Genomic DNA, 22,528 nt, shown 5'->3' with positions numbered 1-22,528 from the left:
TCCGCTCAGACCGATGCCTTCTCGAACCGATCCTCGTCGTGCTCACCGACGAACGGATCCTCAGGCGCTTCCTCCGCTCGCTCGACTGCCCCGTCGACGGACGCGTCACCCAAGGGAGCCGCCTCCGTGCCGGGCCACGCGCCGGCATCGTCCCCCACCGCTTGGCCGCCGTCGGCTGCCTCACGCGCCAGTCGCACCTTCGTGAGCTGCGTCGTTCCCCAGGTGAGGTCGTGGCCGATCGCGTCGGCCTCGATCTCGATGGCCATGCCCGACTTCTCGCCGTTCTCCCATGCCCGCAGGCGTAGGCGGCCGTGCACCACGACCCGCTCGCCCTTGACGACGGATGCCGCGGTGTTCTGTGCGAGCTGCCGGAACGCCGAGACCGTGTACCAGTTCGTCTCGCCGTCCTCCCAGCTGCCCTTGGCGCGATCGAAGTACCGCCTCGTCGATGCGAGACGGAACGACGTGATCGCGAGTCCCTGCGTGGTCACGTGCACACGCGGGTCGCTGCCCACGACGCCCGTGACGGTGATGCTGTCGGTCATCTGTGCTCCTCGGCTCCTGCGCCGCCGCGAATCGGCGGCTCGCGGCATCCGGAGCTGCTCGTGCCGGACCAGGCCCCGGATGCCGCGTCACACCAGCATCGGGCGCGGGCGCCGGCCATTCGGGGATCACCGAGCCCACCGTGGAGGATCAGGGACGCGAGCAGGCTGGTGAGGAGGAGTCGTCAGGCGAGCACGAAGTCGGCGTACGACTTCCGGATCTTCTGCACCTTGGGCAACGCGACCGCGAGGCAGTAGCCCTGGCCGGGGTTCTTGGCGAAGAAGTCCTGGTGGTACTCCTCGGCGCGGTAGAACTCCGCCAGCGGTTCGATGGCGGTGACGATCTGGCCGGGCCACCAGTCGGCCGCACGGTCACGTGCCGACTCGAACGCCTCGCGCTGGGTGTCGTCGAGGTGGAACATCGCCGAACGGTACTGCGTTCCGACATCCGCCCCCTGACGATTCAGCTGGGTCGGGTCGTGCAAAGTGAAGAACACGTCGAGGATGACCCCGCGCGGGATGACGTCGGGATCGAAATCGACCCGAACCGCCTCGGCATGCCCGGTGAGGCCCGTGCAGACGGCCTCATAGCTCGGGTCCTGCACGGAGCCGCCCGTGTAGCCCGAGACGACGTCCTCGACCCCACGGAGGGTGCGGTACACGGCGTCGAGGCACCAGAAGCAGCCACCCGCGAGAACGTAGCTTTCCATCGCTCTAGAGTATCGGAATGACCTTCGTCGCCACCCCGGAACGCTACGACCGCATGCGCTACAACCGAGTGGGCCGAAGCGGCCTCAAGCTCCCCGCACTCTCGCTCGGCCTGTGGCACAACTTCGGCCACGAGCGCGCCTTCGAGACCCAGCGCGCCATCGTGCGTCGCGCCTTCGATCTCGGCATCACGCACTTCGACCTCGCGAACAACTACGGCCCGCCGCCCGGTGGCGCCGAGGAGAACTTCGGCCGGATGCTCGCGACCGACCTGGCCCCGTACCGCGACGAACTCATCATCTCGTCGAAGGCCGGCTACGAGATGTGGCCCGGCCCCTACGGCGACTTCGGTTCGCGCAAGCACCTCCTCGCGTCCCTCGACCAGAGCCTTCGCCGGACGGGACTCGACTACGTCGACATCTTCTATTCCCACCGCCCCGACCCCGAGACGCCCATCGAGGAGACCATGGGCGCGCTCGCGCACGCCGTGCGTCAGGGCAAGGCGCTGTACGTCGGCATCTCGAGTTACGACCCCGAGCAGACCCGCACGGCCGCCGCCGTGCTCGAGGCCGAGGGCGTCCCGCTCACGATCCACCAGCCGCGGTACTCGATGTTCGACCGCCGCATCGAGGACGGCCTCTTCCCGGCGCTCGAGAAGGTGGGAGCTGCCAGCATCGTCTTCTCGCCGCTCGCGCAGGGCCTCCTCACCGACCGGTACCTCTCCGGCGACGTACCCGCCGATTCCCGAGCGGCCACCAGCCGATTCCTCTCATCGGATCGCATCAGCCCCGAATACCTCGAGCGCGTTCGCGGTCTGGAGGAGATCGCCGCGGATCGCGGGCAGACGATCGCCCAGCTCGCGCTCTCCTGGGTGCTGCGCGAACCGCTCGTCGCAAGCGCACTCATCGGTGCGTCGAGCGTCGAGCAGCTCGAGCAGAACGTCGCGGCGCTCGACGCCGCAGCGCTCAGCGACGAGGAGATCTCGCGCATCGAGCCCTACGCCGCCGACGGGACCGCTTTGGCCTGACGGATGTCGGTGGCTCACCGTACCTTCGATGCAGACGCAGGGCCGGCTGCACGAGGAGAGGAGCGACGATGTCCACCACGATGCTCGCACGGCCCCGCGAGAGCTTCCCTGTCCCGGTCTCCGGGCTCACCATCACGCCGGCGGCACCGTCGCTCTGGCGGGTCTCCCGCACGGGAGGGCCCGTGCTCGGGCACATCGAGCGTCACGAGGTCGGCGGTCTCGAACGGTGGGCCGCACGCCGCGTGGTCGGCGGCGGCATCCGCTCGATGCACCTCGGCGAATTCTGGTCGGCGGGCGATGCCGCGGAGTGCTTCCGGTGATGCGGCGCGGTATCAGGGGCACAAGGCATCCACGGCGTTAGCCTGCAGCCATGGAGTGGTGGAACGACCTGATCTCATGGTTGACCTCGAACGAGGCACGCCCGACCGTGCTGGCAGCGGCGGTGCTCTTCGTGGCCATGCTGGCCTCTGGGCTGCTCGCCGCGTGGATCGCCGGAACGGCGATCCGTCGCCTCGTCGCGCAGCGCGACCGCGAAGCCCGGGCCGCTGCGATCGCCGCGCTCGTGGATGCCGCGACCGAGGCCTCGGTCTGGAACTCGCTCACTCCTCAAGAGCAGGTGCTCGCCGATCGCATGGTCGGGCAGGCCGACATCCAGGTGCGACTGCTGCCGATCAACGGAGCGGATGTCGCGGCCAACTGGGCGGCTCACCAACTGCACGAACTCAAGCGCGCGTCCGCAACCTTCGGGTATCAGCTCGACCCAGAGGTCGTCGAGTTCCGCGACCGGCTGCTCGAGTGGCAGCGGCGGCCCGGGCGCACCCGCAAGCAGTTCCAGAACGACCTCCTGCGGTGGCGCTCGCAGCGCCAGGAGCCCGAACAGGCCGCCGTCGAGGCACAAGACGCCTGGGTCGCCGAACAGCACCACGAGCGCTACCGGAGTGCTGCCACGATCGAACGTGCGGCGCGCCGAGACGAAACCTCACGGCGCCCGACCGACTCGGAGGCGCTTCCGACCGACACCGCCCCGACTCCCACGCTCGACGACGCACGCGCCTGAGCCGAGCCCGGCTGCCCTGAGCCGGCTGCACTGAGCCGACTGCACTGAGCCGACTGCACTGAGCCGCGCGTCAGCGGGTCAGATCCACCAGTCGTCGAACATCGACACCGGCACCGCTCGCTTGTGGCGGGTCTGCAGGAACCGCGCCTCGATGCGCTCGGCGATCTCGGGGTCGATCTGCTCGCCCTCGAGGAACGCGTCGATGTCGTGATACGTGAGGCCGAGGTTCGCTTCGTCGGCCTGGCCGGGGTGGTGGTCGAGGAGGTCGGCGGTCGGCACCTTCGTGTAGATCCGCTCGGGGGCGCCGAGATGCTGCAGCATCGCGCGGCCCTGGCGTTTCGTGAGACCCGTGAGGGGCAGGATGTCGGCGCCGCCGTCGCCGTACTTCGTGAAGAAGCCCGTGACCGCCTCGGCCGCGTGATCAGTGCCGACCACGAGCAACCGACCCTCGCCGGCGATCGCGTACTGCGCGATCATGCGCATGCGGGCCTTCACGTTGCCCTTTCCGAAGTCGGTCAGGGCGACGCCCGTGGCCTCGGCGACCTCCTCGGCGAGCTCATCGACGGGTTCGGCGATGTTGAAGACCATCGTCTCGGCGGGCTGAATGAAGTCGAGCGCCAGCTGCGCGTCGGCCTCGTCGTGCTGCACCCCGTAGGGCAGCCGCACGGCGACGAACCGCGCCGGATCGCCCTCGGCGGCGAGCTCCTCGACTGCGAACTGGCAGAGGCGGCCGGCGAGCGAGGAGTCCTGTCCCCCGCTGATGCCGAGCACGAGGCCGGCTGCGCCCGTGGTACGCAGGTAGGTCTTCAGGAACTCGATCCGGGCACGCACCTGCTCGGCCGGGTCGATGGTCGGGCGGACGTGGAGCTCGTCGATGATTCTCGCCTGCAGGTCGCGCATCCCACGACGATACCGCCGCGATGTTTCGCGCACGAAACGCGACGGGGACCCGGCCCGGCCGGGCTTTCCGCGCTCCGATAGCATCGCCGCAGGCGCACGTGGGTGCAAGAGGGGATCCGGGGGGCGGAGTTGGACTACTCGATCGGCACGCTGGTGCTGTTCCCGGCGGTCGCGGTCGCCGCTCCCCTTCTGGTCCGCGCGCTCTCCCAGTGGGTCGTCATCCCGCTCGTCGTGTTCGAGATCGTGCTGGGCCTGGCCCTCGGCCCGGCGATGCTCGGCTGGATCGTGCCCGACGACCTCATGGCGTTCTTCTCCGACTTCGGCCTGGCCATGCTCTTCTTCCTCGCCGGGAACGAGATCGACTTCCGCGCCATCCGGGGCCGACCGCTCGGTCGCGCGGCGATCGGCTGGGTCATCTCGCTGGCCGCCGGAGTGGGCCTCGCCGCGCTGCTCGCACCCGACTTCGCCTCGGCCGCGTTCATCGGCATCGCGCTCACGTCGACGGCGCTCGGCACGATCATGCCGGTGCTGCGCGACTCCGGCGACCTGCGGACCCCCTTCGGGATCGCCGTGATCGCGCTCGGAGCCGTCGGCGAGTTCGCCCCGCTCCTCGCGATCTCGCTCTTCCTGAGCGGTCGTTCGCCGCTCACGGCTGCACTCGTGCTCATCGCGTTCGCTGTGGTGGCCGGCGGCGCCATCTGGCTCGCCGCGCGCGGTGCCGGTCGTCACCTGCACCGCATCATCAACGCTACGCTGCACACGAGCGGCCAGTTCGGCGTACGCCTCGTCGTGCTCGTCCTGGTCGCGCTCATCGCACTCAGCGTCGAGCTCGAACTCGACATGCTGCTCGGCGCATTCACGGCCGGGCTGCTCTACCGCCTCATCCTGTCGGGCGCGCCGCCGCGCGACATCGAGGCCATCGAGGGCAAGGTCGAGGCGCTCGGATTCGGATTCCTCGTGCCGATCTTCTTCATCGCCACGGGCGTGACGTTCGACCTCGAAGCGCTCGTGGGTGACATCCGCACCCTCGTCCTCCTGCCGATCTTCCTCGTGCTGCTCCTCGTCGTGCGGGGACTGCCCTCGATGCTCGCCGCACCGCGCGGGTCGAACCGCCGGGATCTCGCCGCGACGACGCTGTTCGGCGCCACCGGGCTGCCGATCATCGTGGCCGTGACCGCCATCGGCGTCGACCGCGGCGAGCTCTCGAGCGGCGTCGCGGCCGCCCTGGTCGGGGCCGGCATGCTCTCCGTGCTCCTCTTCCCCCTGATCGGGCTCGCCCTGCATCGGCGATCAGCGGATGCCTCGAGCCGACCCGCCGACGACGAGCGCGCGCCCGCCCAGAGCTGACGACGACGCCCGGGCGCCCCGGATATGCTGTTGGTGCGTCGCTCCGCCACCCCCCGTAGCTCAGTGGACAGAGCAGGTGGTTTCTACCCACTTGGTCGGGAGTTCGAATCTCTCCGGGGGGACGATGCCGGCGCGGCCACCGCGGCAGGCGTGTCCGACCTCCCCGGTAGACTCGCCGCATGGCAACCTCGAGTGACCGACTGGTCTGGATCGACTGCGAGATGACCGGGCTCGACCTCGAGGTCGATGAGCTCGTCGAGATCGCCGTCGTCATCACCGACTACGACCTCAACCCCGTCGACCCGGGCCTCAGCATCGTGATCAAGCCCGATGCGAGCGCACTCGAATCGATGGGCGAGTTCGTTCGCGCCATGCACACCGAGTCGGGCCTCATCGAGGAGATCCCCAACGGCGTCAGCGTCGCCGAGGCCGAGTACGAGGTGCTCGAGTACGTCCTCAAGCACGTGCCCGACGAACAGCGGGCGCCGCTCGCGGGCAACTCGATCGGCACCGACCGGGCCTTCCTCGCGAAGTTCATGCCGCGACTCGACGGGCACCTGCACTACCGCAACGTCGATGTGTCCTCCATCAAGGAGCTCGCCAAGCGCTGGTATCCCCGCGCCTACTTCAACTCCCCCGCCAAGAACGGCGGTCACCGGGCTCTCGCCGACATCCTCGAGTCCATCCGGGAGCTCCAGTACTATCGCCGCGCGGTCTTCGTGACCGAGCCGGGGCCCTCGAGCCAGGAGCTGCAGACCCTCGCGGCGTCCATCGTGGACGAGTTCGAGGCCAAGGTGTAGTAATCTCTTTTGAGTTGCCAGTTCGCTTCGGCGGTCGACACATGGTGGGTATAGCTCAGTCGGTAGAGCGCCTGGTTGTGGTCCAGGAGGTCGCGGGTTCAAGCCCCGTTACTCACCCCAAGTAGTCCCCCACGCACGTCGATCGGAGCACCGCGTGCACCTCGATGCCGAAGCGTTCGAGGCCCTCGTGGTCGACGAACTCGACCGGCTGCCCGATGACATGGTCGACGGCCTCGAGAACGTGGTCTTCGTCGTCGAGGATCGCCCCGAAGACGGTTCCCTCGACTTGCTCGGACTCTACGACGGGTTCGCGCTGACGGAGCGCGACCGGTACGGCTTCGGCGAGATGCCCGACCGCATCATCCTCTACCGCGAGCCGCTGCTCGCGATCGCGGCCGACGAGGCCGAGCTCCGAGATGAGATCCACGTCACCCTCGTGCACGAGATCGCGCACTTCTACGGCATCGACGACGACCGGCTGCACGACCTGGGCTGGGCGTGAATCCCGCCACGTTACGCTGATCCCATGACCTCCCCCGGCCGCATCGTCGGCATCGTCGGCGGCGCGCTCGCCATTCTCGTCGTGGGTGTGTACGGGCCGGCGATGCTGCTCGGGCCCCTGCCGTCGGTCGACGTCCGCCTCGAGCCCGCGGTGACGTCGGCGGCGGAGGTTCCCGCCCTCGTCCTGCCCGACACTGGGGCCAGCGCGCTCGCGGTGCTGTCCGACGACGGCACCAGCGAGACCGTCGCGACGGGCGGCGACACGGCGCCCGTGCCGATCGGCGGCGCCGCGAAGCTGGTGACCCTGCTCGTCACATTGGAATCCCTTCCCCTCCCGGCCGACGGCTCGGGTCCCGGCATCCCCATCGGCCCGGCGGACTACAGCGACTACCTCCGCTACTCGGGCGAAGGCTCCCGCGTACTGCAGGTCTCGCCCGGTGAGACCTGGACCGAGCGCGACGTGGTGCGCGCTGTGCTCTTGGCGTCGAGCAACAACCACACCGACACGCTCGTGCGCTGGGCATTCGGCGGCGTCGAACCGTATGTCGAGCGGGCCAACGCGTGGCTTGCGGAGCACGGCTTCACCGCGACCCGGGTCGACGACGCCACCGGCCTCTCGGGCGACAACGTCGGCACCGCCGACGAGCTCGCCCGCCTCGCGGGGCTCGTGCTCGCCGACCCCGAGCTCGCCGCGATGCTCGACGACCCCGACCAGGCGCCGCTCGGTGCGCGCCGCGTGCCCGACGTGGTGGACCGGTCGGAGGAGGGCGGCGTCCGCGCCATCACCCGGAGCTTCACCGACCAGGCGGCCCTCAGCTACGTGTTCACGACCGAGCTGCCGGCGGCCGAGGGCACCGACGGCGGGCCGACCCGCATCACCGGCGCGATGCTCCTGATGCCCGACTACGAGACGCTCGATCCCGCCGTCACGGCCGCCGTCGAATCGGCCGTCGGCGCATCCGCACCCGTGACGATCATCGAGGCGGGCATGCGCTACGCCACGGTCACGGCGCCGTGGGGCGACCGCGCCGACGTCGTCGCGTCGGTCAGCCGAACGGATGCCGCGTGGGGCAACGCGTTCGGCGAGGCGTCCGTCGCCGTCAACGCGTTCTCGACCGCGCCCGACGGCAGGGAGGTGGGCCGGGTGACCGTGCCGACCTCGAGCGGCGACCTCGCCTCGCCATTGACGCTGTCGGGAGACATCCGCGACCCCGGTCCGATCTGGCGCCTCACGCATCCCGCACCGGTCATCGGCGCGTTCCTCGCCGACCAGGACGGCTGACCCGCACGGACCTCACCGCGAACGGGCCGTCGGGCGCGTGCCCGGTCGTCAGTCGTTGTCGTCCTGATCGAACTCCACCGGGTCGGAGTCGTCGGCGTCGAACCGGAAGCGCACGCGTAGCTGCCCGTTGACCTCGCGCTGTTCGACGGCGTCGTACCAGAACAGGGACTCGAGGCCATCGACGGCGGCCATCATGCCGACACGGGACTCGGGCTTGCCGCCGACGAGCACCCGATGCTCGAAGTCGCCTTCGAGGGGGCCGTCGATGAACTCGGCGACGTACTCGGATCTGGCCGTGTCTGCGCTCATGCCTCTACGTTAGCCCGAGCGTCGCGGGCGCGCACGCGCACGTCGGCGCGACGCTCGGGCGACACGCGATGCACGTACCGGCGCCACTGACGCTCCCAGAGATCCCAGAAGGGGTCGTACGCACCACGGTCGCGGTCGAGCGCACGCCGCTTCCGCAGCGCGTCGGGGGCATCGACCCAGACCCGCACCGCCGCCCGTACGCCTTCGCCGACGACGAACGCACCGCAGCCCTCGATGATGAGCGGGCCACCCGGGTGGAGGTGCTGGAGCGCGCCAGGGCGCGACCTCCCCCAGTCCCACCGGCGCCAACGACCCACGACACCGCGACGCACGGGCGGAACGAGGGTGCGGGCCAAGGTCGCGCCAGCGCGTTCCAGGCCCGTCCAGCCCGGGTACACGTCGTCGAGACGCACGAGCGTCGGCGGCCTGCCGGGCCACGCCGCGTGCAACGCGTCGGCCAGGAGGCTCTTGCCCGCGCCGCTCGGCCCGTCGATGAGCACGAGCGGGCGACGGATGCCCCGTACCGCATCGAACACCGCCCGCAGCGCCGGTGCCGTGCCACGCACCGAGGTTGCGGCAATGGCCACGCGCCGCTCAGGCGCATCCTGCGTCACGCCCACACCGGATGGAACGTGCCCGCCCACAGTGCCGCGGCGATCGCGATCGCGGCGATCGCGGCGGCGATCACGAGGAGCATTGCATCGACGACCCCGACTCGCGACTTCCGGGCCCAGGTGCGTGGGACATCCGAGCCGAAGCCGCGTGCCTCCATGGCGGTGGCGAGCTTGCTGCCGCGCCTGATGGCCAGCACGAGAAGTGCGAATGCCATGGTCGCGATGCGCCGAAGCGCGCCGTGATCGCCGATGCCGCGCGCCCGCCGCGACAGGCCCATCGCTCGCCAGTCCTCGACGAAGAGGCCGACGAGGCGCGTCGCCGCCAGGGCCCCGAGCACGAATCGCGCGGGGAGGCGGGCGATCTGCGCGAGCCCGTCGGCGAGCTCGGTCGGATCGACGCGGAGGAACAGCAGGGCCGCGGGCAGGCCGATCGCGAGGACGCGCACCGTGACCGCGACCGCCAGCTCGATCGACCCGTCGGTGATGCGGGCGAGCCAGAAGCTCCAGTACTCCGTGCCCTCGGGGCGCCCATACAGGAGCATGCTCACGCCGGCGATCGGCGCGGCGATGAGGATCGGCCAGGTGCGCGCGACGAGGAGGCGCGGCGTCACGCCGGCGAGCGCGAAGAGCACGAGTTGCACGCCGAGGGCCACGGCAGCGCTCAGCCAGTCGACCGTGAGCAGGAGCGGCGTGGTCAACACCATCACCGCCGCGAGGCGGGTCACCGGGTTGACGCGGTCGACGAACCGGAGGCGCGGGGCATCCGGCCTGAACCCCCCATCGGTCGCCACGGCCTGCGCGGTCATGACCGGCCGCCGGGCGTGGGCACGGGTGCGGGATCCACGGATGCCGCGAGCTCCAGGCGATGGTCGCCGAGCACGTCGCGGTACGCGGCATCGTGCGTCACCGAGAGGAGCGTCACCCCGTCGTCGACGAGGTCACGCAGGAGCTGCACCAGCTCGAGCCACGTCACCCGGTCCTGTCCGAAGGTGGGTTCGTCGAGGATCACGACACGGGGACGCGCAACCAGCACCGCGGCGACCGAGAGCCGCCGCTGCTCGCCACCCGACAGGGTGAACGGGTTGGCCCCGGCGAGCCGATCGAGCCGGAGCCGCGCGAGCACCTCGTCGGCACGCGTCGCGATCTCCGAGGCGGGCAGGCCGAGCGCGCGCGGCGCCACCGCGACCTCGCCGCGCACCGTTGACGCCACGAACTGGTGCTCGGGCTCCTGGAAGACCGTGCCGATGCGGGTCAACAGGTCGCGCGATCGCCAGCGGATGGGCGCGGCACCCAGTCCCGATGCCAGCGAATCGGATGCCACGACCCGGCCGGCGAGCGGCGCCAGCAGCCCGCCGAGGGTGAGCGCCAGGGTCGACTTGCCCGCACCATTCGGGCCGACCAGCACTGTGGAACGCGCCTCCGGCAGCACGACGTCGAGCCCGGCGCGCACGACCGCATCGCGGCGACGGCCGATGGCGAGCTGCTCCCCGGCGAGGATCGGCTCGTGTCCGCTGTGCGGGGCCCCGCCTGCACCGACGCCGGCATCCCGGTCTTCGACGGTCTCGATGGGGAGTGGTACCCCCGGCACCCAGACGCCGGCCGCGAGCAGTGTCTCGCGCTGCCGTTCGAGCACCTCCTCGGGGGGACCATCGGCGAGGACGGAGCCGTCGCCGCCGAGCACGACCACCCGGTCGACCAGGTCGACCCAGACGTCGACCCGATGCTCGACCACGACGAAGGTGGCCCCGGTGCGTTCGAGAACCCGCGCGACGGCATTGCGCACCTCGCCGACGCCGGCCGGGTCGAGGTTCGCCGTGGGCTCGTCGAGGAGCAGGAGTCCCGGACGCATCGCGAGCGCGCCCGCGAGCGAAAGGCGCTGCTTCTGCCCGCCTGAGAGCATCGAGGTGGGATGGCCCAGCGGCAGGTCGAGGCCGACGGCGTCGAGCGACTCCCCGACGCGTCGCCAGATCTCGTCGCGCGGCACGCCGAGGTTCTCGCACCCGAAGGCGACATCGTCGCCCACGCGAGCGAGGATCACCTGCGAGTCGGGATCCTGCAGCACGAGGCCGGCCCGCCCGCGGGCGGCGCCGGCGGGCGCCCCGTCGAGGAGGAGCTGGCCCCGCTGCTCCCCCTCGTCGTCGTCGCCCACGACGCCGGCGAGCGCGTGGAGCAGTGTCGACTTGCCCGATCCCGACGGGCCGAGCAGGAGGATCCGCTCACCGCGTTCGATGATGAGGTCGACGCCGTCGAGCGCCCACCGGAGACGGCCGGCGTGCCGCCAGCCCCATCCGCGCGCCTCGACGCGGACGGGGCGGCCCGCCGGTGCGGATTCGGACATGGATCAGACCCGTTCGGTGACGTCCCGACCGGCGGCGAAACGGTGCAGGGCACCCGTCGCGGCCAGGGCGCGCACCACGAGCCAGCCGAGCAGGCCGGCGAGGATGGCGCCCGAGATCACGACGGTTGCGAAGTACAGGCCGAGGAACTCCGCGGACTTCTGCAGGTTGCCCGAGGTGAAGAGCTCGAGCGTCCACGCCGCGGCGCCGGCGGCAGCGCCGGCGAGGATGGCCGGCAGCACGCCGAAGCGTCGGTAGGCGAACGCGGCGAAGACGAGTTCGGCGCCGAGCCCCTGTACGACTCCGGAATAGATGGTCTCGATGCCCCACTGGTTGCCGATGAGCGCGGAGACGACGGCGGCCAGGAGTTCGACGTAGAGCGCGGCGCCCGGCTTACGGATGATGAGTCCGCCGAGCACGCCGCCGATGAGCCAGATACCCACGGCGACTCCGCCGAGCCCGGGCGTCACGGCGTCTGCCGCCGAGAACCAGGCGTAGCCGACGTTGTTCCAGAAGAGGAAGACGAGGCCGGTCGCGACGCCGATGACGCTCGCGACGACGATGTCCACCACCCGCCAGCGGAACCGGCGCGACCCGGTGGTGGTGGATTCGGTGGAGGTGACGGTTGCGTGCACTGTTCGTGCCCTTTCTGTTCGAGGAAAGAGGCACGGGATTGAGATGTGATGCCCTCCCTGCGCTGGCATGACCCAGATCAGGTTCGACGGTCGAAGGTTGAGAACCTTCCTCTCAGCCCGGCTCACCGGACTCCCGTGTTCGCCACCGAGTATACGCCGTCGGGAGGACGGCGTCTGCGCGTCAGCGCTTCAGCGCGCGGATGACGACCTTGAGCGCCTTGCCCGTCACCCAGATGAGCGGCGTGACCACGAGGAGCAGTCCGATGAGGTTCGGTTCGAACCGGACGTCGCCGCCGCGGCCGATATATGCTCCGAGCGGAATCGACGCGCCGCCGCCGCCCCCGCCGGTGCCCTCGTCGCCCTTCTCGTCTTTGCCGACACCCGCGCCGAAGCCGTAGTAGCTCAGTGCCACGGGCACGACCTTGGTGCCGTCGATGTCGACCGTCTCCCCGTACGAGGTCTTCACGCCAACGCCGGCGACGGTCTCTGCGAGTTCCAGTACGAGTTCAGCCATGCGGCCACGCTACCCGCCCGCGACGCGGGCTACCACCCCCACCCGGCGGCGGCCTCGGCGTCATCGTCATCGGAGCCGGGGCGTTGGCGAGCACCTCGGTCATCCCGCCGCTCGCCGCCGGGACGCACGAGGGTGGCCGGGCGCACAGCGCCCCTGCCGAACTTCGCGGTGACCTCATCGATCGTGCGCTCGGCGTCGCGCCACTCCTCGTCGGGATCCCAGAGCATCGCGCCGCCGCCCGATGGCCGCAGGTGCTCGGCGCGCACGCCGATGAGGCGCACCCGCTCCCCGTTGCCGACGAGCTCCGCCAGGGCGTCGGATGCCTCGTCGTAGATGCGGCGCGCGACATCCGTCGGCTCCGCCAGCGTGCGCGACCTCGTGATGGTGCGGAAATCTCCATACCGGAGCTTGAGTGTCACCGTGCGACCGAGGAGCCCCGCCTTGCGCAGCCGCACCGCCACGTTGTTCGAGAGGCGGAGCAGCTCGCGTCGGATCTCGTCGGGGTCGGTGAGGTCGTGGTGGAACGTGTTCTCGTGCCCGATGCTCTTCTCGGCGCGGGTCGTGTGCACGTCGCGCGGATCGATGCCGTTCGCCAGCCGCCCCAGTCGCGCCGCGAGCGCCGGGCCGACGGCCCGCTCGAGGGCGTCGTGCGGCATCGCGGCGACGTCACCGACCGTGCGGAGCCCCAGTCGCAGGAGCGACTCCTCGGTGACCCGGCCGACGCCCCACAGGGCCGAGACGGGCAGCGGATGCAGGAACGCGATCGTGTCGGCGGCGGGCACCACGAGCATGCCGTCGGGTTTGGCGCGGCTCGAGGCGACCTTGGCGACGTACTTCGTGGCCGCGACGCCGATGGAACACGTGAGGCCCGTCTCGGCGCGCACCCGCTCTCGGATCATCCAGGCGATCTCGGCCGGGCTGCCGTGCAGGCGCCTGGCGCCCGACACGTCGAGGAACGCCTCGTCGATCGACAGGGTCTCCACGAGGGGCGTGATGTCTCCGAAGATCGACATCACCTGCTTCGAGTACTTCGCATAGCTCGCGTGATCGCCGCTGAGCACGACGGCGTTCGGGCAGCGCTGCAGGGCGATCGACATGGGCATCGCCGAGTTCACGCCGAACCGTCGTGCCTCGTAGCTCGCGGCGGCCACCACGCCGCGACCTGCGGTGCCGCCGACGAGCACGGGCTTGCCGCGGAGGTCGGGGCGGCGCAGGAGCTCGACGGACACGAAGAACGCGTCCATGTCGACGTGCAGGATCGGCGTCGCCGAATCGTCGACCGGGCCGGACGTGACCTGGCGCGACGAGCCGTCCTGCTTGCTCATGGTGCGACCCTAGCCCGTGCCGCTGTCATCCACCGGCCGGCGCTCGTCAGAACCCGAAGTCACCGCCGCCGAAATCGCCACCTCCGCCGAAGTCGCCCCCACCGAAGCCTCCGCCACCGTCGTCGCCCCCGTAGTCGCCGCCGGCGTCACCCGAGGCATCGGCACCGGATGCATCCGCGCCGGCGTCACCAGCCTCGCCGCCGGCCTCGAACGCAGACGGGTCGGGCAGGAACGCCTGCGCGATGGCGGAGCCGATGACCACACCGGCGATCGTGCCGAGCATCGAGCTGCCGATCATCTGCCCCATCGAGGGCCCGCCGCCTCCCCCGCGGGCACCGCCCGCGGCCGCGCCCGAGAATGCGCGTTCCATGGTGCCGGGCGCACGCACCTCCGCCCGCGTCGCGGCGCGCGCGAGGGAGGTCGGGTCGTCGGAGACGAGCCGCTCGCCGGGCGGCGCCTGTTCGGAGAGCGCCCGGAACACCTCGGCACGCTGCTGGGGGGTGAGCTTCGCGAACGCCTCGGCATGCACCGCCTCGATCGACTCGGGCGGCGCCGTGCGCAGGAGGTACCGGTAGCGCTCGACGGCCAGTTCGTCTTCGCTCAGCTGTCGTGCGGGCGGCGCCTGCCGCGGCGGAGGAGCGTTGCGCTCGTCAGACGAGCCGAACAGTCGATCCAGGAAACCCATGATGTCCTCGTCAATCGGTCGGGGGACGACAAATCTACGGTCGCCGCCATTGAACGCGCTGTGAGTGCGGTGCGACCCCGCTATGCGTCGGCGTCGGCGTCGGCGTCGGCACCCGCGGCGCGTTCGAGCACGAGCTCGCGCACGCGCGCGGCATCCGCCTTGCCGTGCATGGCCTTCATGACCGCGCCGATCACGGCACCGGCGGCCTGCACCTTGCCGTCGCGGATCTTCGCGAGCACGTCGGGCTGCGAGGCGAGCGCCTCGTCGATCGCGGCGACGAGCGCGCCGTCGTCGGACACGACGGCGAGGCCGCGCGCGTCGACGATCTCGCGCGGCGAGCCTTCGCCGGCGATGACGCCCTCGAGTACCTGGCGGGCGAGCCGGTCGGTGAGGACGCCCTCGTCGACGAGCGCCGCCAGCTCGGCGACGAGCGCCGGCTCGGCGAGCGCCGCCGGGTCCTCGCCGCGGGCGTTCGCGATCCGCGTGAGCTCGCCGGTCCACCACTTGCGCGCCGCGGCAGGCGAGGCGCCCGCCGCGACGGTCGCCGTCACCTCGACGAGCAGCCCGGCGTTCACCACGCCCTGGAACTCGAGGTCGGTGAAACCCCACTCCGACTTCAGCCGACGACGGCGCGCCGCCGGGGGCTCGGGCAGCGCGGCGCGCAGTTCCTCGATGAGCTCGTTCGACGGCACCACCGGGAGCAGGTCGGGCTCGGGGAAGTACCGGTAGTCGTCGGCGTCGGACTTCGGCCGGCCCGGGCTCGTGGTGCCCGTGTCCTCGTGCCAGTGGCGGGTCTCCTGCGTGATGGTGCCGCCCTTCGCGAGGATGGCCGCCTGACGCTGGATCTCGTGCCGCACCGCCCGCTCGATCGAGCGGAACGAGTTGACGTTCTTCGTCTCGGTGCGCGTGCCGAGCTTCTCGGCGCCACGCCGGCGCAGCGACACGTTCGCGTCGCAGCGCAGGTTCCCGCGCTCCATGCGCGCTTCGGAGATACCCAGCGAGATGACGATGTCGCGGATGGTCGAAACGTAGGCGCGCGCCAGCGCGGGGGCATCCGCTTCGCCGCCGAAGATCGGCTTGGTGACGATCTCGACGAGCGGCACGCCCGCGCGGTTGTAGTCGACGAGCGAGTACTCGGCGCCGTGGATGCGACCGGTCGAGCCGCCCACATGCGTGAGCTTGCCGGCGTCCTCCTCCATGTGCGCGCGTTCGATCGGCACCTGGAAGACCCGCCCGTTCTCGAGCTCGACCTCGACCGAGCCCTCGAACGCGATCGGCTCGTCGTACTGCGAGATCTGGTAGTTCTTCGCCAGGTCGGGGTAGAAGTAGTTCTTCCGGGCGAACCGGCACGACTCGGCGATGCTGCAGCCGAGTGCGAGCCCGAGCGAGATCGAGTTGCGCACCGCCTCGCCGTTCACGACTGGGAGCGAGCCCGGCAGGCCGAGGTCGACCGGAGCGACGAGCGTATTCGGCTCGGCGCCGTGGAACTCGGAGTTCGCCGGGTTCGGGGCGGCCGAGAACATCTTCGTGCGGGTGTTCAGCTCGACGTGCACCTCGAGGCCGATGACCGGCTCGAACAGCTCGAGCGCCTCGTCGAAGTCCATCAGTTCTGCGCGCGCCATCAGACGACACCCTCCTCGGCCGCGGCCATCTCATGTGACGAAAGATCGGGAGCCCGGTCGAGGAGCGGGCCGCCCCACTGCTCGACGAGAAGTCGCTCGAGGGCGCCGCCCACGTTGTAGAGGCGCGCATCCTCACGGGCCGGCGCGAGGAACTGGATGCCGACGGGGAGTCCGTCTTCAGGGGCGAGCCCCGCCGGCACCGAGATGCCGGGCACGCCGGCGAGGTTCGCCGGGATCGTGGCGACGTCGTTGAGGTACATCGCCAGCGGGTCGTCGAGCTTCTCGCCGAGCTTGAAGGCCGTGGTCGGCGCAGTGGGCGTCGCGAGCACGTCGACCTCGGCGAACGCGGCGTCGAAGTCGCGCTGCACGAGGGTGCGCACCTTCTGGGCGCTGCCGTAATACGCGTCGTAGTAGCCCGCCGAGAGTGCGTACGTGCCGAGGATGATGCGGCGCTTCACCTCGGGGCCGAAGCCGGCCTCGCGGGTGGCGCCCATGACCTGCTCCACGGTGCCGCCGCCTTCGGGAGTGACCCTGAGGCCGAAGCGCACCGAGTCGAACTTCGCGAGGTTCGAGGATGCCTCGGCGGGAAGGATCAGGTAGTACGCCGCGATCGAGTACTCGAAGTGCGGGGCACTCACCTCCACGATCTCGGCGCCGTTGCGCTCGAGGAGTTCGAGCGCCTCGTGGAAGCGCGAGCGGACGCCTGCCTGGAACCCGTCGGAGTCGAGCTGCTTGACCACGCCGATTCGGAGGCCCGCGACATCCGCTCGCCGTACCGCCTCGGCCATGGACGGCCACGCGTCGGGGATGGAGGTCGAGTCGTGCGGGTCGTGGCCCGCGATGACGTCTTGGAGGAGCGCGGCGTCGAGCACCGTGCGGGTGACGGGCCCGACCTGGTCGAGCGAGGAGGCCAGCGCGATCGAGCCGTAGCGGCTCACCGCGCCGTAGGTGGGCTTGACGCCGACGGTGCCGGTGACGTGCGCGGGCTGGCGGATCGAGCCGCCCGTGTCGCTGCCGAGGGCGACGGGCGCCTCGAAGCTCGCCACGGCCGCCGCGGAGCCGCCGCCGGATCCGCCGGGGATGCGCTCGAGGTCCCACGGGTTGTACGTGGGGCCGTACGCGGAGTGCTCGGTGGACGAGCCCATGGCGAACTCGTCCATATTGGTCTTGCCGAGTGGGATCATGCCGGCCTCGCGCACCTTGCGCACCGGTGTCGCGTCGTACGGCGGCACCCAGCCCTCGAGGATGCGCGAGCCCGCCGTGGAGGGCATGCCCTCGGTCACGAGCACGTCCTTGATGGCGATCGGCACGCCCGCGAGCGGACCGAGGGCTTCGCCGGCCGCGCGGCGCCGGTCGACGTCGGCCGCGGTCTCGAGCGCGCGCTCGCCGTCGACGTGCAGGAACGCGTGCACCGCACCGTCGACGGCGGCGATGCGGTCGAGGTGGGCGCGGGTCGCCTCGACCGAGGAGACGTCGCCCGAGGCGAGACGCTCGCCGAGTTCGGCGGCGGTGAGTCGGATCAGGTGCTCGCTCACTGCTCCTCCCCCAGGATCGCCGAGACGACGAAGCGCTTGCCATCGGACTCGGGCGCGCCGGCGAGCGCCTGCTCGACCGTGAGGATGTCGCCGACCACGTCGTCGCGGAAGACGTTCTGCATCGGGATGGGGTGGCTCGTCGGCGGCACGTCGGGCGTGGCCACCTCGCTCACCTTCTCGACCGCCTGCATGATCTGGCCGAGCTCCGTCGTGAGGTGCTCGATCTCTTCCTCGGTGAGCGCGATGCGGGCGAGGTTCGCGAGATGGGCGACCTGCTCCGCACTGATTTCGGACATGCTGCTCCGTCGTGTCGGGATGGGGATCCCACCGATTCTAACGGGGTGCGCCGAACAGCCCCTCGCCGTGCTGCGGTGTGGTCGAGGGCCACGTCACGGTCGGACGCGGCTCGTCGAGATTGACGGCGCTGAAGAGGTCATTGGCCGATGCCGCCGCCGATCACCGCACCCGCCGCGGCGGCGCCGCCGATCCTCAGGAAGTCGCGTCGGCTCGTGCCTGCGTCATCATCCGCCATCTGCTCCCCCGGCCTTTGTCACGTGTCCAGTGCCGCCGGCCCCTCGCTCACGAGTCGCGCGAACTGCGTTGCGTCGATCACCCGAACGCCCAGCTCCTCCGCCTTGGCCAGCTTCGACCCGGCCCCGGGGCCGGCCGCGACGAAGTCGGTCTTCTTCGACACGCTCGAAGCGGCCTTGCCGCCCGCGGCGATGATGGCCTCCTGCGCGCCCTCGCGCGTGAACCCGTCGAGGGAACCCGTGGCGACGATCGTGAGCCCCGAGAGCACGCCACCGTCTTCGCCCGCTCGCCCCGGACCAGGATGTCCCGGTGTGGTGAACTGCACGCCGGATGCCGCCCAGCGCTCGACGATCTCGCGGTGCCAGTCGACGTCGAACCACTCGATCAGCGCGTCGGCGATGATGCCGCCGACACCTTCCACCTGCGCGAGCTCCTCGCGACTCGCAGCACGGATCGCGTCGAGCGACCCGAAGTGGTCGGCCAGCGCGCGCGCAGCGACCGGGCCGACGTTGCGGATGTTCAGCGAGACGAGGAGTCGCCAGAGCGGCTTCGTCTTCGCCTTCTCGAGTTCGTCGAGGAGCTTCGTCGCCGCCCCCGACGGGCCGTACTCCGGTGGCCGGGCCTTGGTGCCTTGGCGGATGATCCGCTTGAAGGGCGCACGTCGCACGGGCTCGCCCGTCGTCTCGTCGACCTTCGGCTCGCCGGTCTCGGCGTCGCGCACGACGACCTCGATCGGCACGAGCTCGTCGAGGGTGAGTTCGAACATTCCCGCCTCGGTGACGAGCGGCGGAGTGGACGGCACCGACGGTTGCGTCAGTGCGGCGGCAGTGACCTCGCCGAGCGCCTCGATGTCGAGCGCGCCGCGTGAGCCGATGTGCTCGACGCGCCCGCGCACCTGCGCGGGGCAGCTTCGCGCGTTCGGGCACCGGAGGTCGATGTCGCCCTCCTTCATGGGGCGAAGCGGCGTGCCGCATTCGGGACACTCGGCGGGCATCTGCCATTCGCGTTCGGCGCCGTCGCGGAGTTCTTCGACGGCGCCGAGGATCTCGGGGATCACGTCGCCCGCCTTGCGGAGCACCACCGTGTCGCCGATGAGGACGCCCTTGGCCTTCACGACCTCCTGGTTGTGGAGCGTCGCCTGTTCCACCGTGCTGCCCTGGACCTTCACGGGGGCCATCACGGCGTACGGCGTCGCCCGCCCGGTGCGGCCGATCGCGACCCGGATGTCGAGCAGCTTCGTGTGCACCTCCTCGGGCGGGTACTTGTACGCGATCGCCCAACGCGGCGCCCGGCTGGTCGCCCCGAGCTCGCCGTGGAGCGCGAGCTCGTCGACCTTCACGACGATGCCGTCGATCTCGTGTTCGACGTCGTGGCGGTGCTCGCCGTGGTGTGCGATGAACTCGGTGACCTCGTCGACCGTGGCGAAGACCCGCGTGTGCGGAGAGACGGGCAGGCCCCATCCGGCGAGCAGGCCGTAGATCTCGGATTGGCTCGAGACTGGCGGGTTGTCCCACGCGCCGATGCCGTGCAGGTAGAGCGACAGCCGGCCGAGCCGCTCGCGCATGAGCTCGAGCTGCTGGCGCGACTTGTTCTCGCGGCGCTGGCGAAGGCTGCCGGCTGCGGTGTTACGCGCGTTCGCGAACTCGGGGAAGCGCGTCGGGATCGCGTCATCGGCCTTGCCCTTGGCGCGCTGCTCGGCGGCGAACTCGGCCTGCAGCGCGTGCTGCCTCGCGTTGAGCGCCTCGAAGTCGGCCGACCGGAGGAAGACCTCGCCCCGGACTTCGAAGAACGGAGGGAAGCCCTCCCCCTCGAGGCGCCGTGGGATCGTGGGGATGAAGTCGACGTTCTCGGTGATGTCCTCGCCGACCCTGCCGTCGCCGCGGGTCGTTGCCGTCTCGAGCACGCCGTCGCGGTAGGCGAGGCTGATCGCCAGGCCGTCGATCTTGAGCTCCGAGAGCCAGCGCACCGGCCGCCCGGCTGCCGCCTGGGCTTTCGTCGCCCACTCGGCGAACTCGTCGAGGGTGAAGACGTTGTCGAGGCTCAGCATGCGCTCGGCGTGCTCGTGCGGCGGGAATCCGGCCGACACCAGGGCCGCGCCGACCTGCTGTGTGGGGCTGTCCTGGCCGGCGAGCTCGGGGAACTCGCGTTCGAGGGCCTCGAGCCGGTGGAAGAGCACGTCGTACTCGGCGTCGCTGACGAGGCTGACACCTTCGGAGTAGTACGTGGTGCGATAGCGCTCGATGCGTTCGGCCAGTTCCTCCGCTTCGGCTCGGGCGGATTCGAAGTCGGCTGGGATGTCGCTCACAGGCGCCATCCTATGGGCGGCCTCCGACGCCGGCACGGATGCCGCGACCGATCTTCACGCAACCGAGGAGATCCGTACATCAGAGGTCGATCGCCCCGTGCCCGTCCTCGGCCGTCGCGATCTCCTGAATACGCGAAAGGCGGGGCGCCCTCGCGCCCCGCCTTCACGCTGTGCGGTCTACCGCTCCACGGCGTAGCCCGCGCGGTCCACCTTGCGGTGGTAATGCGTGCCGGCCTTGCCACCGAGGATCGCGCCACCGAGGCTCGCCAGGATCACGACGATCGTGGTGATGATGCCGGCCACGGTGAGGTCGCCCTCAGCCACCGGAATACGCGGGAACACGTTCAGTTCGCCGAAGATGTCGTACTGGCTTCCCAGGACGACGCTGACCAGCGCGACGATGATCGCGATGACGAGCGCCCACACCCAGACGGCGATGCCCTGGCGGATCCCGTTGAAGCGCGCCATCCGCCCGGCGACGTAACCGCCTGCGTAGTACGCGATGAACAGGATGACGAGCAGCGCGATGGCGCCCACCCAGCCGACGGTCTCGGCATCGACGGCGGCATCGTCGGCCGCGGTGTCGGATTCGGCGATGCCGAGGCCGAGCGCCGCGCCGGTCGCGGCGAGCAGGGCGGTGAGGATGACGGCGGTGCCGAAGGCGGTCAGCCAGCCGAAGAACGCCGCCCCGACCTTCACGCCGCCGAACGCTTCGCGCTCGCGTGCGGCGACGTCCCTGCGATCGACCAGGTTCCGATCGTGGGCCACGGCCTCGCGTCGGTCGTCGACGCCGTCACGGTCACGATCATGCCTTGCGGGCGGCACCGCCGCCTCGCGCCGATCGTCGACACCATCTCGGTCGCGATCGTGGGACACGGCCTCGCGGCGATCGTCGACACCATCTCGGTCGCGATCCACGCCCTGACGGCGGTCGTCGATGCCGTCGCGGTTGCGGTCAGCAGGAACTCCAGGCGTGTTCGCCGGATACGGATCTCGGCCAGGCCGGTCGGATGAGGTGCTCATGGTGGTCCCCTCTCGTTGTGGCCCCGCTCACGGGTGATGCCTGCGGCGCCGATCCGACCCTACGACGAGGGGTGCGAGCCCGGAGAGGCCTTGACACACGCGCATTTCTCGTACTCGCGTATGCAGCGAACATTCGGGCGGTGTTCAGACTTCGCCGGTGACGGCGTCGACGGCAGCGGGCGAGCTAGCCGATCAGCCCCAGGGAGTCGACGCGCCGGTGGAAGCGAAGACCAGCCGGACCCCCGAGGAGGGCCCCGCCCAGGCTCACGACGGCGACGGCGGCCGCGGCGACGATTCCCCCGGTCAGGAGGAGATCCTCCGTGATCAGGAGGCCCGAGAACATGACCAGGCGGTCGGTAACGATCTCGTAGGGGACGCCGAGCACCACGACGAGCACGCCTGCGACGATGACCGTGACAATGGCCCACGCCCAGACGGCGAGACCCTGCGCGACGCCACTGAATCGGGCCATGCGCCCGGCGACGTAGCCACCGAAGTAGAAGGCGATGAGCACGATCGCAAGCCCCGTGCCGACACCGATCCAGCCGACCGTCGGCGCATCGAACGGGCCGTAACCGGTCGACGTCACGGGATTCAGCAGCTTTCCGAGGCGCAGGGCGGCGCCGCCCGCTGCGAGAAGTCCCGTGAGGGTGACGGCAATGGCCGCCGCCGTGACCCATCCGAAGAACGCCGAGCCGAACTTCACTCCACCGAACTGCTCGCGCTGGCGTTCGAGGAGCTCGTCGGTGGTGAGGGTGCGGGCGTCGGCGGCGTTCTCCCATGCGCCGGCACGCGGCTGGGCGGTGGTCACCGGACGGGTGATGGGCCCCGAGTCGAGGCTTCGGAACGGCTCGGCCGGGTCTGCAGTCGGATCGGCGGGGTACAGCGGGTAGGACACTGGAATCTCCTCGTCATGCAAGGGCGCCGGGG

The 22,528-nt window shown here is 70.7% G+C and carries 26 protein-coding genes, 2 tRNA genes and 1 riboswitch; of the genes, 10 read left to right on the top strand and 18 right to left on the bottom strand.

Annotation, left to right across the window (positions count from 1 at the left end):
- Nucleotides 1-5: 5 nt before the first annotated feature.
- Together ssb and msrA are read right to left on the bottom strand one after the other, a co-directional pair.
- A complete protein-coding gene (gene ssb / locus AB0K73_RS05660) occupies nucleotides 6-545 on the bottom strand; it encodes a single-stranded DNA-binding protein (protein WP_360511500.1) in 540 nt (179 codons plus the stop codon).
- Nucleotides 546-727: 182 nt separating this feature from the next.
- Nucleotides 728-1,252, bottom strand: a complete 525-nt coding sequence (gene msrA / locus AB0K73_RS05655) for a peptide-methionine (S)-S-oxide reductase MsrA (RefSeq protein WP_360511498.1) — start codon at nucleotides 1,250-1,252, stop codon at nucleotides 728-730.
- A gap of 17 nt (nucleotides 1,253-1,269) precedes the next feature.
- Between msrA and mgrA the strand changes: the two genes are divergently transcribed.
- The 3 genes from mgrA (at nucleotide 1,270) to AB0K73_RS05640 (ending at nucleotide 3,334) form a co-directional block, all read left to right on the top strand.
- Nucleotides 1,270-2,277: an L-glyceraldehyde 3-phosphate reductase gene (gene mgrA, locus AB0K73_RS05650; protein ID WP_360511495.1), complete on the top strand. Its 1,008-nt coding sequence runs from the start codon at nucleotides 1,270-1,272 to the stop codon at nucleotides 2,275-2,277.
- Nucleotides 2,278-2,345: 68 nt separating this feature from the next.
- Nucleotides 2,346-2,597, top strand: a complete 252-nt coding sequence (locus tag AB0K73_RS05645) for a hypothetical protein (RefSeq protein ID WP_360511493.1) — start codon at nucleotides 2,346-2,348, stop codon at nucleotides 2,595-2,597.
- Between the two features lie 50 nt (nucleotides 2,598-2,647).
- Nucleotides 2,648-3,334, top strand: coding sequence for a hypothetical protein (locus tag AB0K73_RS05640; protein ID WP_360511491.1), 687 nt, complete (start codon nucleotides 2,648-2,650; stop codon nucleotides 3,332-3,334).
- Nucleotides 3,335-3,412: 78 nt separating this feature from the next.
- Here AB0K73_RS05640 and nadE read toward each other — a convergent pair whose 3' ends face one another.
- Nucleotides 3,413-4,234, bottom strand: a complete 822-nt coding sequence (nadE, locus tag AB0K73_RS05635; protein WP_360511489.1) for an ammonia-dependent NAD(+) synthetase — start codon at nucleotides 4,232-4,234, stop codon at nucleotides 3,413-3,415.
- A 129-nt stretch (nucleotides 4,235-4,363) separates the two neighbouring features.
- Between nadE and AB0K73_RS05630 the strand changes: the two genes are divergently transcribed.
- The 6 genes from AB0K73_RS05630 (at nucleotide 4,364) to AB0K73_RS05605 (ending at nucleotide 8,164) form a co-directional block, all read left to right on the top strand.
- Nucleotides 4,364-5,581, top strand: a complete 1,218-nt coding sequence (locus AB0K73_RS05630; RefSeq protein WP_360511487.1) for a cation:proton antiporter — start codon at nucleotides 4,364-4,366, stop codon at nucleotides 5,579-5,581.
- Between the two features lie 49 nt (nucleotides 5,582-5,630).
- Nucleotides 5,631-5,703: transfer RNA gene (locus AB0K73_RS05625), tRNA-Arg, on the top strand.
- A gap of 57 nt (nucleotides 5,704-5,760) precedes the next feature.
- Entirely contained in the window at nucleotides 5,761-6,381 is a 621-nt protein-coding gene (gene orn, locus AB0K73_RS05620; protein ID WP_360511485.1) for an oligoribonuclease, read from the top strand.
- 44 nt (nucleotides 6,382-6,425) lie between these two features.
- A tRNA-His gene (locus tag AB0K73_RS05615) sits at nucleotides 6,426-6,501 on the top strand.
- A gap of 34 nt (nucleotides 6,502-6,535) precedes the next feature.
- Nucleotides 6,536-6,883, top strand: coding sequence for a metallopeptidase family protein (locus AB0K73_RS05610; RefSeq protein WP_360511483.1), 348 nt, complete (start codon nucleotides 6,536-6,538; stop codon nucleotides 6,881-6,883).
- Between the two features lie 24 nt (nucleotides 6,884-6,907).
- Nucleotides 6,908-8,164 (top strand): hypothetical protein, encoded by a 1,257-nt coding sequence (locus AB0K73_RS05605; RefSeq protein ID WP_360511481.1) that lies wholly within the window; start codon nucleotides 6,908-6,910, stop codon nucleotides 8,162-8,164.
- A gap of 48 nt (nucleotides 8,165-8,212) precedes the next feature.
- Here the strand turns inward: AB0K73_RS05605 and AB0K73_RS05600 are convergent, their stop codons facing one another.
- From AB0K73_RS05600 to AB0K73_RS05535, 14 genes are all read right to left on the bottom strand, one after another.
- A complete protein-coding gene (locus AB0K73_RS05600; protein WP_360511479.1) occupies nucleotides 8,213-8,473 on the bottom strand; it encodes a hypothetical protein in 261 nt (86 codons plus the stop codon).
- Nucleotides 8,470-9,087, bottom strand: a complete 618-nt coding sequence (locus AB0K73_RS05595; protein WP_360511477.1) for an ATP-binding protein — start codon at nucleotides 9,085-9,087, stop codon at nucleotides 8,470-8,472. Before AB0K73_RS05595 ends, AB0K73_RS05600 begins: the two co-directional genes overlap by 4 nt.
- Nucleotides 9,084-9,893, bottom strand: coding sequence for an energy-coupling factor transporter transmembrane component T (locus tag AB0K73_RS05590; RefSeq protein WP_360511475.1), 810 nt, complete (start codon nucleotides 9,891-9,893; stop codon nucleotides 9,084-9,086). Before AB0K73_RS05590 ends, AB0K73_RS05595 begins: the two co-directional genes overlap by 4 nt.
- Nucleotides 9,890-11,425 carry an ABC transporter ATP-binding protein gene (locus AB0K73_RS05585; RefSeq protein WP_360511473.1) on the bottom strand — a complete coding sequence of 512 codons (1,536 nt, stop codon included), beginning with the start codon at nucleotides 11,423-11,425 and terminating at the stop codon, nucleotides 9,890-9,892. Before AB0K73_RS05585 ends, AB0K73_RS05590 begins: the two co-directional genes overlap by 4 nt.
- 3 nt (nucleotides 11,426-11,428) lie before the next feature.
- Nucleotides 11,429-12,058, bottom strand: a complete 630-nt coding sequence (locus tag AB0K73_RS05580; RefSeq protein ID WP_360511471.1) for an ECF transporter S component — start codon at nucleotides 12,056-12,058, stop codon at nucleotides 11,429-11,431.
- A gap of 37 nt (nucleotides 12,059-12,095) precedes the next feature.
- A riboswitch (TPP riboswitch) is annotated at nucleotides 12,096-12,205 on the bottom strand.
- Nucleotides 12,206-12,239: 34 nt separating this feature from the next.
- On the bottom strand, nucleotides 12,240-12,572 hold the full coding sequence (locus AB0K73_RS05575; RefSeq protein WP_360511469.1) for a hypothetical protein: 333 nt from the start codon (nucleotides 12,570-12,572) through the stop codon (nucleotides 12,240-12,242).
- 29 nt (nucleotides 12,573-12,601) lie between these two features.
- Nucleotides 12,602-13,897 (bottom strand): DNA polymerase IV, encoded by a 1,296-nt coding sequence (locus AB0K73_RS05570; RefSeq protein ID WP_360511467.1) that lies wholly within the window; start codon nucleotides 13,895-13,897, stop codon nucleotides 12,602-12,604.
- A 46-nt stretch (nucleotides 13,898-13,943) separates the two neighbouring features.
- On the bottom strand, nucleotides 13,944-14,582 hold the full coding sequence (locus AB0K73_RS05565; RefSeq protein ID WP_360511466.1) for a hypothetical protein: 639 nt from the start codon (nucleotides 14,580-14,582) through the stop codon (nucleotides 13,944-13,946).
- Between the two features lie 80 nt (nucleotides 14,583-14,662).
- Nucleotides 14,663-16,204 (bottom strand): Asp-tRNA(Asn)/Glu-tRNA(Gln) amidotransferase subunit GatB, encoded by a 1,542-nt coding sequence (gene gatB, locus AB0K73_RS05560; protein ID WP_360511464.1) that lies wholly within the window; start codon nucleotides 16,202-16,204, stop codon nucleotides 14,663-14,665.
- On the bottom strand, nucleotides 16,204-17,739 hold the full coding sequence (gene gatA, locus AB0K73_RS05555) for an Asp-tRNA(Asn)/Glu-tRNA(Gln) amidotransferase subunit GatA (RefSeq protein ID WP_360511462.1): 1,536 nt from the start codon (nucleotides 17,737-17,739) through the stop codon (nucleotides 16,204-16,206). Before gatA ends, gatB begins: the two co-directional genes overlap by 1 nt.
- Nucleotides 17,736-18,035 (bottom strand): Asp-tRNA(Asn)/Glu-tRNA(Gln) amidotransferase subunit GatC, encoded by a 300-nt coding sequence (gatC, locus tag AB0K73_RS05550; RefSeq protein WP_360511460.1) that lies wholly within the window; start codon nucleotides 18,033-18,035, stop codon nucleotides 17,736-17,738. Before gatC ends, gatA begins: the two co-directional genes overlap by 4 nt.
- A 137-nt stretch (nucleotides 18,036-18,172) precedes the next feature.
- Nucleotides 18,173-18,271, bottom strand: a complete 99-nt coding sequence (locus AB0K73_RS05545) for a twin-arginine translocation signal domain-containing protein (RefSeq protein WP_360511458.1) — start codon at nucleotides 18,269-18,271, stop codon at nucleotides 18,173-18,175.
- A gap of 18 nt (nucleotides 18,272-18,289) precedes the next feature.
- Nucleotides 18,290-20,584: an NAD-dependent DNA ligase LigA gene (gene ligA / locus AB0K73_RS05540; protein WP_360511456.1), complete on the bottom strand. Its 2,295-nt coding sequence runs from the start codon at nucleotides 20,582-20,584 to the stop codon at nucleotides 18,290-18,292.
- 168 nt (nucleotides 20,585-20,752) lie between these two features.
- On the bottom strand, nucleotides 20,753-21,343 hold the full coding sequence (locus AB0K73_RS05535) for a hypothetical protein (protein WP_360511454.1): 591 nt from the start codon (nucleotides 21,341-21,343) through the stop codon (nucleotides 20,753-20,755).
- Between AB0K73_RS05535 and AB0K73_RS05530 the strand changes: the two genes are divergently transcribed.
- Nucleotides 21,335-21,589, top strand: coding sequence for a hypothetical protein (locus AB0K73_RS05530; RefSeq protein WP_360511452.1), 255 nt, complete (start codon nucleotides 21,335-21,337; stop codon nucleotides 21,587-21,589). The genes AB0K73_RS05535 and AB0K73_RS05530 overlap by 9 nt on opposite strands.
- Nucleotides 21,590-21,782: 193 nt before the next feature.
- On the opposite strand, the gene AB0K73_RS05525 is transcribed toward AB0K73_RS05530, so the two are convergent.
- Nucleotides 21,783-22,496, bottom strand: a complete 714-nt coding sequence (locus tag AB0K73_RS05525) for a hypothetical protein (RefSeq protein ID WP_360511450.1) — start codon at nucleotides 22,494-22,496, stop codon at nucleotides 21,783-21,785.
- Between the last annotated feature and the right edge of the window lie 32 nt (nucleotides 22,497-22,528).

Origin of the sequence: Agromyces sp. NPDC052230 (assembly GCF_040679595.1) — a bacterium.
In the GTDB taxonomy this organism is placed as follows: domain Bacteria; phylum Actinomycetota; class Actinomycetes; order Actinomycetales; family Microbacteriaceae; genus Agromyces.
This window is presented reverse-complemented; position numbering and strand designations above follow the sequence as displayed.

What these genes read in the sequence shown, in the direction of transcription:
- ssb (WP_360511500.1), bottom strand. Translation starts at nt 545, where the DNA reads ATGACCGACAGCATCACCGTCACGGGCGTCGTGGGCAGCGACCCGCGT.
- msrA (WP_360511498.1), bottom strand. Translation starts at nt 1,252, where the DNA reads ATGGAAAGCTACGTTCTCGCGGGTGGCTGCTTCTGGTGCCTCGACGCC.
- mgrA (WP_360511495.1), top strand. Translation starts at nt 1,270, where the DNA reads ATGACCTTCGTCGCCACCCCGGAACGCTACGACCGCATGCGCTACAAC.
- AB0K73_RS05645 (WP_360511493.1), top strand. Translation starts at nt 2,346, where the DNA reads ATGTCCACCACGATGCTCGCACGGCCCCGCGAGAGCTTCCCTGTCCCG.
- AB0K73_RS05640 (WP_360511491.1), top strand. Translation starts at nt 2,648, where the DNA reads ATGGAGTGGTGGAACGACCTGATCTCATGGTTGACCTCGAACGAGGCA.
- nadE (WP_360511489.1), bottom strand. Translation starts at nt 4,234, where the DNA reads ATGCGCGACCTGCAGGCGAGAATCATCGACGAGCTCCACGTCCGCCCG.
- orn (WP_360511485.1), top strand. Translation starts at nt 5,761, where the DNA reads ATGGCAACCTCGAGTGACCGACTGGTCTGGATCGACTGCGAGATGACC.
- AB0K73_RS05605 (WP_360511481.1), top strand. Translation starts at nt 6,908, where the DNA reads ATGACCTCCCCCGGCCGCATCGTCGGCATCGTCGGCGGCGCGCTCGCC.
- AB0K73_RS05600 (WP_360511479.1), bottom strand. Translation starts at nt 8,473, where the DNA reads ATGAGCGCAGACACGGCCAGATCCGAGTACGTCGCCGAGTTCATCGAC.
- AB0K73_RS05590 (WP_360511475.1), bottom strand. Translation starts at nt 9,893, where the DNA reads ATGACCGCGCAGGCCGTGGCGACCGATGGGGGGTTCAGGCCGGATGCC.
- AB0K73_RS05585 (WP_360511473.1), bottom strand. Translation starts at nt 11,425, where the DNA reads ATGTCCGAATCCGCACCGGCGGGCCGCCCCGTCCGCGTCGAGGCGCGC.
- AB0K73_RS05575 (WP_360511469.1), bottom strand. Translation starts at nt 12,572, where the DNA reads ATGGCTGAACTCGTACTGGAACTCGCAGAGACCGTCGCCGGCGTTGGC.
- AB0K73_RS05570 (WP_360511467.1), bottom strand. Translation starts at nt 13,897, where the DNA reads ATGAGCAAGCAGGACGGCTCGTCGCGCCAGGTCACGTCCGGCCCGGTC.
- AB0K73_RS05565 (WP_360511466.1), bottom strand. Translation starts at nt 14,582, where the DNA reads ATGGGTTTCCTGGATCGACTGTTCGGCTCGTCTGACGAGCGCAACGCT.
- gatB (WP_360511464.1), bottom strand. Translation starts at nt 16,204, where the DNA reads ATGGCGCGCGCAGAACTGATGGACTTCGACGAGGCGCTCGAGCTGTTC.
- gatC (WP_360511460.1), bottom strand. Translation starts at nt 18,035, where the DNA reads ATGTCCGAAATCAGTGCGGAGCAGGTCGCCCATCTCGCGAACCTCGCC.
- AB0K73_RS05545 (WP_360511458.1), bottom strand. Translation starts at nt 18,271, where the DNA reads ATGGCGGATGATGACGCAGGCACGAGCCGACGCGACTTCCTGAGGATC.
- ligA (WP_360511456.1), bottom strand. Translation starts at nt 20,584, where the DNA reads ATGGCGCCTGTGAGCGACATCCCAGCCGACTTCGAATCCGCCCGAGCC.